Origin of the sequence: Thioalkalivibrio sulfidiphilus HL-EbGr7, from assembly GCF_000021985.1 — a bacterium.
In the GTDB taxonomy this organism is placed as follows: domain Bacteria; phylum Pseudomonadota; class Gammaproteobacteria; order Ectothiorhodospirales; family Ectothiorhodospiraceae; genus Thioalkalivibrio_A; species Thioalkalivibrio_A sulfidiphilus.
Genome location: NC_011901.1, coordinates 482,339 through 493,274 on the forward strand (window position 1 = coordinate 482,339; position 10,936 = coordinate 493,274).

A 10,936-nucleotide genomic window follows, 5' to 3' on the forward strand; every position below is an offset into this window, starting at 1 on the left:
ATTTTCCTTTGAATCTTGAATTTTGAATCCCCGCTGTCTCAGCGGGGAAATATCACCAGGTGGTTGAAGGCCAGTTTCAGGCCGATGCGCTCGCCTACGGCGAAGTTGTCGTGGCTGGGGGCGAAGCACAGCACCTTGCCGCCGCTCGCGAGCCGCAGGGTGTACAGGAAGCTGGCGCCGCGGAAGGCCTTGTCCAGCACCTCGCCGCTGATGTGGCTCTGGTCGTCGGGGCGGATGTCGTCGGGGCGCACCAGCACGTCCACCGGGGCGCCCACGCCGCAGCCCTCGGGCACCAGGCCGGTGATGATGCCCAGTTCGGTCTCCACCTGGTGATCGTTGAGCACCGTGCCGGGCAGCAGCTTGCCCTGGCCGATGAAGTCGGCCACGAAGCGCTCGGCGGGGCGGTGGTAGAGGTTGTAGGCGGTGTCCCACTGCAGGATGCGCCCGGCGTTGACCACGCCGATGCGGTCGGCCATGGCGAAGGCCTCCATCTGGTCGTGGGTCACCAGGATGGCGGTGATCTGCTCCTGTTTGAGGATGCGGCGCACCTCCCGGGCCAGATCTTCGCGCAGTTCCACGTCCATGCTCGAGAAGGGTTCGTCCAGCAGCAGCAGGCGCGGGCGCGGCGCCATGGCCCGGGCCAGCGCGATGCGCTGCTGCTGGCCGCCGGAGAGGGCATGGGGGTAGCTCCTGCCATAGCTGGGCAGGCCCACCAGTTCCAGCAGTTCCCGCACCCGGGTGTCCCGGTCGCGGGCGGGCAGGTGACGGATGCCGAAGGCGATGTTCTCGGCCACGTTCAGGTGTGGAAACAGGGCAAAGTCCTGGAACACCATGCCCACCTGGCGGCGTTCCGGGGGCGTGGTCCAGCCGGGGCGGCTGACCGGCTCGCCATTGAGGCGGATCTCGCCGGCGGCCACGGGCTCGAAGCCTGCGATGGCGCGCAGCAGGGTGGTCTTGCCGCAACCGCTCGGGCCCAGCAGGCAGCCGATCAGGCCCTTGCGCAGTTCCAGGTTGACCTGGTGCACCACGGCGGTGCTGCCATAGGCCACGTCCACGTTGTCGACTTCAAGCAGCGGTGTCATGTCCGGGTCGGGATCGGCTGATGGTGCGGCTGAGCAGGATAACCGGAATGATGCCGGCGATCACGATGGCGAGCGCGGCGCTGGCGGCGTCCGCGAGACGCTCGTCGGAGGCCAGCTCGAAGGTGCGCACCGCGAGCGTGTTGAAGTTGAAGGGTCGCAGGATGAGGGTGGCGGGCAGTTCCTTGAGCACGTCCACGAAGACCAGCAGCAGGGCGGTGAGCAGGGAGCCGCGCATGATGGGCATGTGCACATGGCGAAGCACCCGGTTGGGTGGCATCCCCAGGGAGCGGGCAGCGTCGTCCATGGAGGGCTTGATCTTGCCGAGCGCCGCCTCGACGGTCTGCAGGGACACCGCCAGGAAGCGCACGCAGTAGGCGAAGATCAGCGCCACCAGGGTGCCGGAGAGCAGCAGGCCGGTGGAGATGCCGAAGCTCGCGCGCATCCAGCCGTCCACGGTGTTGTCGAGCCAGGCGAACGGCAGCATCACGCCCACGGCGATCACGGTGCCGGGGATTGCGTAGCCCATGCCGGCCACGCGTACCGCCACGGCATTGGTCCAGGAGGGGCGCAGCCGCTGTCCGTAGGCCATGAACAGGGCCAGGGCCACCGCCAGCAGGGCGGCGATGGCCGCCAGGCTGAGGCTGTTCCAGGTCAGGCGCAGGAACTCGGTGTTCATCCATTCGTCGGTTGTACCCACGGCCCAGACCGTTAGCTGGGTCGCGGGCAACAGGAAGCCCAGGGCCACGGGCAGGATGCAGACGAACAGGGCGGCGGCGCGGCGCCAGCCCTTGAGGTGATAGCGGGGCAGCTGCGTGTAGCGGCTGCTGGTGTGGTGGAACCGGGCCCGGCGTCGGGACCAGCGCTCCAGCACGATGAGCACGAACACGAAGGTCATCAGCACGCCGGCCAGCTGAGCTGCGGCACCGGGATCACCCATGCCGAACCAGGTGCGAAAGATGCCGGTAGTGAAGGTGGGGATGCCGAAGTAGGCCACGGTGCCGTAGTCTGCCAGTGTCTCCATCAGGGCCAGGGACAGGCCGGTGATGATGGCCGGACGCGCCAGGGGCAGGGCCACTCGCATGAAGCCCGCCCAGGGGCCGTTGCCCAGGGTCCTGGAGACCTCCAGCACGCAGACGGATTGCTCCAGAAAAGCGGCCCGGGCCAGCAGGTAGACGTAGGGGTAGAGCACCAGGGACAGCATCACCATCGCGCCCCCCAGGGAGCGGATCTCCGGGAACCAGTAATCCCCGTAGCCCCAGCCGAACCACTCGCGCAGCTGGGTCTGCACGGGGCCCGGGAAATCCAGCATGCCGGTATAGGTGTAGGCGATAATGTAGGCCGGCATGGCCAAGGGTAACAGCAGTGCCCACTGGAACAGGCGCCGGCCGGGGAATTCGCACAGGCTCACCAGCCAGGCGGCGGGGATGCCGATGAGCAACACGCCGACGCCCACGCCGAGCATGAGCAGCAGGGAATTGACCACATAGTCTCGGAGTACCGTCTCGCGCATGTGCTGCCAGACATCCGTGGCGGGCAGGAACAGGTGGGCGAAAACCACCAGCACCGGCAGGGCCAGGATCAGCGCGACCAGAACCAGCCCCGCCTTCCACGCATCCAGGGGACGCCTGGGCAGGGCAGGATCGTGCTCGACATGGATGACGGCTTGGTTCAAATCGGGGTCTTCCGGTCAAAAAGGCTTCGATGATACCAGCAGAAGTGGTTCTGAGTGCCAATTCCGAAGTGACCGGGATGGAAGCCGTTCTTTGGCCAACGCGGGACGGTCACGGGTGCCTGGATGCGCCGGATGATTCGAGGGCGCGGACAAGAAAAGTGGCAAGGGAGTGATTTCCCTTGCCACTTCATAACTAGCCACTTGCCACTGCGTTATCGCCAGCGGGCGCGATCCATCAGGCGCACGGCCTCGGCATTGTGCACGCCCAGCAGGGACATGTTGATCTCGTCGGCACGGAATTCACCGAGATTCTTCAGGGTATCACTCCAGGCGACGCCGGCCTTGACCGGGTATTCCTGGTTGACCTCGGCATACCACTGTTGGGCGCTGTCACTGGCCAGGAACTCCAGCAGCCGGATGGCGTTGTCCCGGTTGGGCGCGGTGGCCACCAGGCCGGCGCCGCTGACATTGACGTGCACTCCCCGGTCGCCTTCGCCCTGGTTGGGCCAGACCACCCGGATGGATTGCGCCGCCTCGCGCTGGGCGGCGTCATCGCCGACCAGCATGCGGCCCAGATAGTAGGTGTTGGCAAGGGCGATGTCGCACTGTCCGGCCGCGGCGGCCATGATCTGGTCGCGGTCGCCGCCACGTGGGGGGCGGGCCAGGTTGTTCACCAGGCCGCCGGCCCAGGCTTCGGTGCTTGCCTCGCCCAGGGTGGCGATCATCGCGGCGATCATGGACTGGTTGTAGATGTTTTCCGAGGAACGCACGCATATCCGGCCCCGGTAGCGGGCATCGGTCAGATCCTCGTAGCGGCGGATCTCGCCCTCGGGCACGGAGCCTTCGCGAACCATGATCGGACGGGCGCGCATGGACAGGCCGAACCAGTAGCCTTCAGGGTCCCGGTACTGCGGCGGGATGGCGTCCGCCATGACAGGGGAGTCCACTGCGGCCAGTACGCCAGCCTCCCGGGCATTGTGCAGGTTGCCTGCGTCCACGGTGATCAACAGGTCGGCAGGGGAGTTGCGGCCCTCGGCGCGCAGGCGCTGTAAGAGTTCTCCTGCACGCGCCGTGACCAGATTGACGCGGATGCCGGTCTGTTCGGTGAACTCATCCAGCAATGGTTTGATCAGCGCCTCCTGGCGCGCGGAATAGACGTTGACCTCGCCCTGGGCCAGGGCGGCGGCGGGTGCCAGCCCCAGGATGGCCAGCAGGAGCAGGATCAGCAATCGGGCAGAGCGGGTGCACATGGCGTTCGGTCTCCGGGCGAAGTTGGAACAGGGTCGGTGATGCAGTTTGATAGAGCGAATGATAACGCGAACGATTATCATTAAATAAAACAGTGCCTGTCAAGCATCTCCCGTGTCCGGTGTTTGCCACATGGGTGGTCAAATGGGCGATACTGCATACTATGAATGTATAAAGACATATGCCGCCGGCCCGGCATGCCGGCCCGACTGGGAGCCCCTATGGACAGTGAAGCCTTGAAGATCCCCAAGAAACTCAAGCACGTAAGGCTTTGGGTTCACCCGGAGGGACCGGTGGTGGGCGCGATCTTCCTGCATTGTCAGAGTGATCATCACGAGGGGGAGGAGCGGCCCGAGGAGGCCATGAACGGACCCGAGCCGTTTTTCGTGTTCCGGGGCGGCAGTGACGATGACCTGCGCTTCTACAACAAACACGCGGTGGTACGCCTGGAGTACACCCACGAGCCGGAGCAGGCCCCCGAGGGCGCCGTGGCCCTGCGCACCCGCCTGCACCTGATGGACGGCTCCACCCTGGAAGGGGTGATCCGGGAGATGCTGGTGCCGGAGCACGCGCGCCTGTTCGATTATGTGAACATCTTCGAGGATCGCTTCGTACGCCTGTTCATGGACGATGACGCCACTATTACACTGGTGAACAAGGCCTATATCGTCAGGGTCACCCCACTGGACAGTTGAGTCTGATGCGCCCAGCCGGCAACCCCTTCACAACCTGTGCTTGCGAACCCCGCGCCCCGCGCGTGCAGGGGGCGGCATGAGCCTGCTGCGGGACTTCAAGGCCGAGCGCATCATCGCGCGCCTGCTGGACCCCCGCGAGCGGGTGGGTACTGCCGAGGATCGCAAGCAACTGGTTTCCAAGCTGCGGGGCCTGGGCGACACGGGTGTGAATAAGCTCATCCATGCGCTTGGCCACGCGGCTCGCGATGACGTGCCGCGCATCTCCGAGCTTCTGGTCAGGCTGCTGGATAACGCCAGCCTGCCGGTGTTCTCCGAGGCCCTGGCGGACGGCAACTCCCAGTCCGTATCGCGGGTCACGGATGTCCTGTGTCGCGGTACCGGCTTCGATCCCAACCGTCTCATGTCGGCCTTCGGCGATCCCCGTATCCCCAAGAGTGCGTTGATCCAGGTGCTCTCTGTCCATCGCAAGCGTCTGGATGCCGGTGCGCTGTTACGTTACGCCTATACCTTGGAGCCCACCGACCGCAACGCCCTGATGAAGCTGGTCACCGAGGTGGCCGATGAGTCGCTGGTACCCGAGCTGCTCAACCGGGTCTCGGGCAAGGATCCGGTGGTTCGCATGCAGATCGTGCGCATTCTGGGACGATTCCAGACCCCGGAGGTGGTGGAGGCCCTGCAGCACCTGCTTGAGGATCCCGACAAGGGTGTGCGCCAATCTGCACTGGAGGGCCCTCTCGGCCCATGACGCCCGGCTCGACCTGGAAAAACTCTGCAAGCTGCTGCGTGACCGGGACATCAAGGTCCAGGAACAGGCCATCGAGACCATCATCCAGCGCAATGACCCGGAAACCATGAAGTACCTGTCTGCGGTTCTCCATGACGAGGCGGAGCACGCCCGCCGGGCAGCCGTGGAAGTACTCAACAAGATCGGCAGTGCCGCTGCCATCAAGGAGTTACTGGAATCGGTCAAGGACGCCGACTGGTGGGTGCGTGCACGTTCCGCGGATGCACTGGCCAAGATCGGTGGACCCCGGGTGGTCAAGGCGGTGGTGGAACTGATCAAGGACGATGACGAGTTCATTCGCCGCTCCGCCATCGAGATCCTCAATTCCACCCGGGACGAACAGGCCATCAGTCACCTCATTGATGCCCTGGACGATTCCGACTGGTGGGTGCGAGAGCGTGCCGTGGATGCACTGGCCAACATCGGCAACAAGGCCGCTACCCCGGCCCTGGTGCGCATGCTCAAGCGCGACGAGAAGGCGGTGCCGGTGGTGCTGCGGGCACTTGCCAAGCTGGGCGACGAGCGGGTCATCCACGCGGTACTGGAGCAGCTCAAGCGCCCAGTGCCCGAGATCCAGCTGGAGGCATTGCACACCCTGGGTGAGCTGGCCGGTTCCGAGAACGCCGCCGGGATCTGCGAGGTCATCGTCAAGTACACCGATAAGGCCGCCTCCGAAGTACGCGAGGCGGCGCTGGAAGTGCGCGACCGTCTGCAGGACAAATTCTCTGCCGCAGCCTCCCTGACGCGCATGGTGTCCAAGCCTGCGTCCGCCCATGCGGATGAAACCCTGGCCATGTCCATGCTCCAGAACCCGGACGAGGCTGCCCGCATACCGGCTCCGGCACCGCAGTCCCTGGCCAACCTGGACATCAATCGGCTCCAGCCGGGTGAAATGATCGGAGACCGCTACCGCTATGTGCGCCGTGTCGGACGCGGCGCCTTCGGCACCGTGCTGCTGGTGGAGGATGAGGTGATCTCCGAATCCCTGATCCTCAAGGTGCTGCATCCGCAGATGGCCTCTGACGAGGACATGATCAAGCGTTTCGTCCAGGAGATGCGCCTGTCGCGCAAGATCACCCATGAGAACGTCATCCGTATCTATGACTTCCTCAACATCCAGGGGCTGCTGGCCATCTCGATGGAATACTTCCCCTCCAGTACCCTGGCCGTGTCCCTGGAGCCGCGTGAGCCGCTGCCTGTCGAGGCCGCCCTGCGCTATGCCCACGACATCGCCAAGGGCATGGCCGCGGCACATGAAACGGGCGTGGTGCATCGCGATCTCAAGCCGGGCAACGTGTTGATCAACAACCGCGGTGTGCTGAAGATTGTAGACTTCGGCGTTGCGGCTGCCCGCGCCGCCGGCGACCAGCAGTTGACCCGCACAGGCATCCTCATCGGCACGCCCAAGTACATGTCACCGGAGCAGGTGCTGGGCAAACCTGTGGATGCCCGATCCGATATCTATGCTCTGGGCATCATGATGTACGAGATGCTCGCGGGTACCTTGCCCTACTCCGGCGAGGACCAGATGGCCGTGATGTATCAGCATGTACAGGGCAAGGCCCGACCGGTGAGCGAGGTCAACCCGAATGTACCCAGAACACTGAGCGCGGTGGTGGCAAAGATGATGGCCCTGTCTCCCGAGGACCGTTACCAGAACATGGAGGAGGTCCGCCGCGCGCTGGCGGGGTTCATCGACTGATGGCACGCATCAACGCATTCCTGAAGCTGGGCCGCGAGCAGGGTTGTTCGGACCTTCACCTGGCGGTGGGTGTGCCACCCATGCTGCGCATGAATGGGGACCTGATGCCCATCAAGTTCCGAGATCTGGGCGAGCGGGAGTTGGAGGCCTACGTGCTGGAAATCCTCACGCCGACTCAGCGCAAGCGTTTCCGTGATGGCGAAGACCTGGACTTCTCCTACGTGGCCGAAGAGGTGGGTCGTTTCCGGGTCAATCTGTTCCGCAAGGCCACCGGGGTGGGTGCCACCTTTCGTCACGTGCCTGCCACCGTGCCCCAGCTGGATGAGCTGGGTCTGCCGTCGGTGGTGCATGAACTCATCGAGCATCATCAGGGCATGGTGCTGGTCACCGGCTCCACCGGCACCGGCAAGTCCACCACGTTGGCCGCCATCATTGACCACATCAACAACCGCCGGGCTGTGAACATCCTGAGCCTGGAGGATCCCATCGAGTTCGTGCATCACAGCAAGAAGGCCCAGGTCATCCAGCGGGAAGTGGGAACCCACGTGCAGAGCTACGCCGATGGCCTGCGCGCGGCGCTGCGTGAGGACCCTGATGTGATACTGGTGGGCGAGCTGCGCGATTCGGAATCCATTACCATGGCCATGATTGCCGCCGAGACCGGTCACCTGGTGCTCGGAACCCTGCACACCACGTCTGCAGTGAAGACCATCGACCGCATTCTCGACGCCATCCCCATCGAATTGCGCGAGCAGGGCAAGACCTTCCTGTCCCAGAACCTCCATGGTGTGCTCACCCAGAACCTGGTCAAGAAGGCGGATGGGCGAGGTCGCCAGGCCGTGGTGGAGTCTCTGGTGGTCACCCGGGCCATCGCCAAGATGATCATGACCGACAAGGTGCACCAGATCCCCTCCCAGATGCAGACCGGGCGAGACCGGGGTATGCAGTTGTTGGATCAGGCGCTCATGGAGGCCCTGGAGAAAAAGCTCATCGATCCCGATGACGCTTACCTGCATGCCAACGACAAGAAGGCCTTCCAGCGTTTTGTCACCGATGCCTCGTTGCTCCCCAAGATCAACCTGGCGGGCGGATAAACCGATATGAAACGCGTCGATGCGCTGCTGACCCGCATGGTGGAAATGGATGGCTCCGACCTGCACATGATGGCGGGCGATCCGCCCCGGGTACGTGTCTACGGGGAGCTCAAGCCCATTGAAGAGGCACCCATGAGCGCCGAGTCAGTCTCCGATGCCCTGGCGGAGATACTGCCGGATCATTCACGGCTTGTCTTCGAGCGGGAAGATGGCGCCGATTTCGCCTACGAGATCCCGGGGCTGTCACGATTCCGGGTCAACATGCTGCGTCAGATCAACGGCATCGGCGCGGTGTTTCGCGGCATCCCTTCCCGCTCCCTGAGCCTGGATGATCTGGGGCTTCCACCGGTAGTCTCCAGCCTGAGCATGCAGCGACACGGCATGGTCCTGGTCACCGGCAAGACGGGCTCGGGTAAGACCACCACGCTTGCGGCCATCGTCGATGACGTCAATGCCCGTCGCAAGGGCCACATCATCACCATTGAAGACCCCATCGAGTTCATCCATGAACGCAAACGCTCGCTGATCAGCCAGCGCCAGGTGGGGCTGCACACGCCAAGCTTCTCCAGTGCCTTGCGCTCGGCGCTGCGCGAGGATCCGGATGTCATTCTGGTGGGTGAGATGCGCGATCTCGAGACCATCAGCCTGGCGGTGACTGCCGCCGAGACCGGTATCCTCGTGCTCGGAACCCTGCATACCAGCGGAGCGGCCTCCACGGTGGACCGCATCATCAACACCTTCCCGGCACAGAAACAGGCGCAGATCCGCACCATGCTCTCCACCTCCCTGCGTGGCGTCATCTCACAGCAGCTGGCGCGGCGCGCCGACGGCAAGGGCCGCGTGGCGGCCATCGAGATCCTGGTGAACACCCCGGCGGTCTCGAATCTCATTCGCGAGGGGCGTACCGAGCAGCTGGAGAGCACCATGCAGAGCGGTGCCCTGGTGGGCATGCAGACCATGGACTCGGCCCTGCGCCGGCTGCTGGATGCGGGCACCATCACCGGGCGGGAGGCCTACGAGAAGGCCATCAGCAAGGCGGAGTTCGAGACCGTGCGCCACGAGGGTGTAAAGCGCTGAGCGAGCGGGCCATGCCTGTGGAGTCAGTAAACGAAAAGACCGGCCAAGGCCGGTCTTTTCGTGTGTATCGCCTTTCGAGAGCTTGAACGACTACGTGCGCACGTAGACCCAGCCGTCCTGGAGCCGGTCGATGATGTGATCCACGGCGGACTGGGTGGTCTTGGTGCCGGTGATCAGGCGGGTGCGTACGCCCTGGCGCTGCAACACCTCCATGGTGTTCTGGCAGGCGATGAAGTGGACGTTCTCGTGGCGCTCCGTGAGCAGGCGGATGCGCTCCACCTGGGTGGAGACCTCCTCGCGGAACAGGCCCAAGCCCTCGGAGTTGGCCACCACCTCGATCTCCAGACCCGGCCCCGGATAGACGGCCAGCAGTTTCTCGGCACGGTCGAGCACCTCGGCGAAGCGATGCTCGCCGCCCTGGCTCACGTGCAGCACGAACTTGTTGTGTTGGGCCTGGCGCGGCTCGATGCGCACGCCGTTGACTACGGCAGCGGGTTCGGGGCCCTGGATGTGCGCCACGTAGGCCTCGGGCTTGTGGCGATCGATGCTGTCGGGGATCAGCAGGCCGGCGGCGAAACCGATACCCAGCAGCACGGCCGCGGCGGCCATGGAGGGGAAGCGCATCGCCCGGCGCATGGGGTGTTCACGCCGTCGGCGCGGCGGCTCCGCGCTGGTGTAACCGTGATGCACCAGGGTCTTCACGTGGCGCAGGCTGCAGGCGACGCCGCGCAGTTCCTCGTCCTCGCGCAGACGGCGCAGGATCTCCCGGCGTGCGGCGCTGTCCAGTTCCCCGTCCACCAGAGCGTTCAGGGTGTGTTCGTCGCCACCGATGTGTGATTTGTCCATCACTTGACTCTCCAGAGTTTCGGCGCTTCCTGGTTCCCGGCGGGCGATTGCACGGACTCCAGGGTCTCTCTCAGGGCCCGCCTTGCGCGGCTCAGACGGCTCATCACCGTGCCCAGGGGTATTTCCAGGACCTGGGCCACTTCCGCGTAGCTCAGTCCCTCCAGGTCCACCAGGGTGACCACTTCCCGCTGCCCCATGGGCAGGGCGGCCACCGCCTGACGCACCTGGAACACGATTTCGTCCTGTGTGTGCTCGTACTCCGGGCAGCGATCACAGACGAACTGAATATCGTCCAGGGGGACCTGGGGCTTGAGGCGTCGCAGGTGTTCGCGCCAGCAGTTGTGCAGGATGGCGAACAGCCAGGCGTCGACCCGCTCCGGGTCCCGCAGTTGTTGGTGTTTGCGCAACGCCCTGGCCAGGGTCTCCTGGGCAAGGTCGTCGGCCAGCATCTCATCACCGCACCAGGACAGCGCCAGCCGGTACAACCGGATGCGACTCTCCTTGAGCCGCTGCTGCCAGGCACGGGATCCTCCCCCGAACAAATGGGTCCAGCTCATGTATCCCTCCTGATGGGCAGCCGTGTTGTGGTTGGAATAATTGGACACCTGCCCGGGTGAAACCCCGAATGGCGGGCGCACGGCTGCATGTTCGTAAAGATGGTTCGAGTCAAAAATTTATTCCATCGTCACGGGTGAGTCACCCGGTTTCGCCCTGAATGAGGTTTTTTGCATCAATT

At 64.4% G+C, this 10,936-nt stretch carries 10 protein-coding genes; 5 read left to right on the forward strand and 5 right to left on the reverse strand.

The window, feature by feature from the left end; all coding sequences use genetic code 11:
* Positions 1–38: 38 nt before the first annotated feature.
* The 3 genes from TGR7_RS02240 to TGR7_RS02250 all read right to left on the reverse strand — a co-directional run bounded on the left by TGR7_RS02240 (position 39) and on the right by TGR7_RS02250 (position 4,004).
* A complete protein-coding gene (locus tag TGR7_RS02240; RefSeq protein ID WP_012637040.1) occupies positions 39–1,082 on the reverse strand; it encodes an ABC transporter ATP-binding protein in 1,044 nt (347 codons plus the stop codon).
* Positions 1,066–2,715, reverse strand: coding sequence for an ABC transporter permease (locus tag TGR7_RS02245; RefSeq protein WP_245523066.1), 1,650 nt, complete (start codon positions 2,713–2,715; stop codon positions 1,066–1,068). Before TGR7_RS02245 ends, TGR7_RS02240 begins: the two co-directional genes overlap by 17 nt.
* 251 nt (positions 2,716–2,966) lie before the next feature.
* Positions 2,967–4,004 (reverse strand): Fe(3+) ABC transporter substrate-binding protein, encoded by a 1,038-nt coding sequence (locus TGR7_RS02250; RefSeq protein ID WP_012637042.1) that lies wholly within the window; start codon positions 4,002–4,004, stop codon positions 2,967–2,969.
* A 219-nt stretch (positions 4,005–4,223) separates the two neighbouring features.
* Between TGR7_RS02250 and TGR7_RS02255 the strand changes: the two genes are divergently transcribed.
* From TGR7_RS02255 to TGR7_RS02270, 5 genes are all read left to right on the forward strand, one after another.
* Positions 4,224–4,697, forward strand: a complete 474-nt coding sequence (locus tag TGR7_RS02255) for a hypothetical protein (RefSeq protein WP_012637043.1) — start codon at positions 4,224–4,226, stop codon at positions 4,695–4,697.
* Between the two features lie 76 nt (positions 4,698–4,773).
* Complete coding sequence (locus TGR7_RS17710) at positions 4,774–5,442, forward strand: HEAT repeat domain-containing protein (protein WP_012637044.1); 669 nt, start codon at positions 4,774–4,776, stop codon at positions 5,440–5,442.
* The gene (locus TGR7_RS02260) at positions 5,402–7,183 is read left to right on the forward strand and encodes a protein kinase domain-containing protein (protein ID WP_012637045.1); all 1,782 of its coding nucleotides are present in this window, start codon (positions 5,402–5,404) and stop codon (positions 7,181–7,183) included. The genes TGR7_RS17710 and TGR7_RS02260 overlap by 41 nt, the downstream gene beginning before the upstream one ends.
* Positions 7,183–8,277, forward strand: coding sequence for a type IV pilus twitching motility protein PilT (locus tag TGR7_RS02265; protein WP_012637046.1), 1,095 nt, complete (start codon positions 7,183–7,185; stop codon positions 8,275–8,277). The genes TGR7_RS02260 and TGR7_RS02265 overlap by 1 nt, the downstream gene beginning before the upstream one ends.
* A 6-nt stretch (positions 8,278–8,283) precedes the next feature.
* Positions 8,284–9,354, forward strand: a complete 1,071-nt coding sequence (locus TGR7_RS02270; RefSeq protein WP_012637047.1) for a type IV pilus twitching motility protein PilT — start codon at positions 8,284–8,286, stop codon at positions 9,352–9,354.
* A 90-nt stretch (positions 9,355–9,444) separates the two neighbouring features.
* Here the strand turns inward: TGR7_RS02270 and TGR7_RS02275 are convergent, their stop codons facing one another.
* Together TGR7_RS02275 and TGR7_RS02280 are read right to left on the reverse strand one after the other, a co-directional pair.
* Positions 9,445–10,200: a DsrE family protein gene (locus tag TGR7_RS02275; protein WP_012637048.1), complete on the reverse strand. Its 756-nt coding sequence runs from the start codon at positions 10,198–10,200 to the stop codon at positions 9,445–9,447.
* A complete protein-coding gene (locus TGR7_RS02280; protein ID WP_012637049.1) occupies positions 10,200–10,757 on the reverse strand; it encodes an RNA polymerase sigma factor in 558 nt (185 codons plus the stop codon). Before TGR7_RS02280 ends, TGR7_RS02275 begins: the two co-directional genes overlap by 1 nt.
* Between the last annotated feature and the right edge of the window lie 179 nt (positions 10,758–10,936).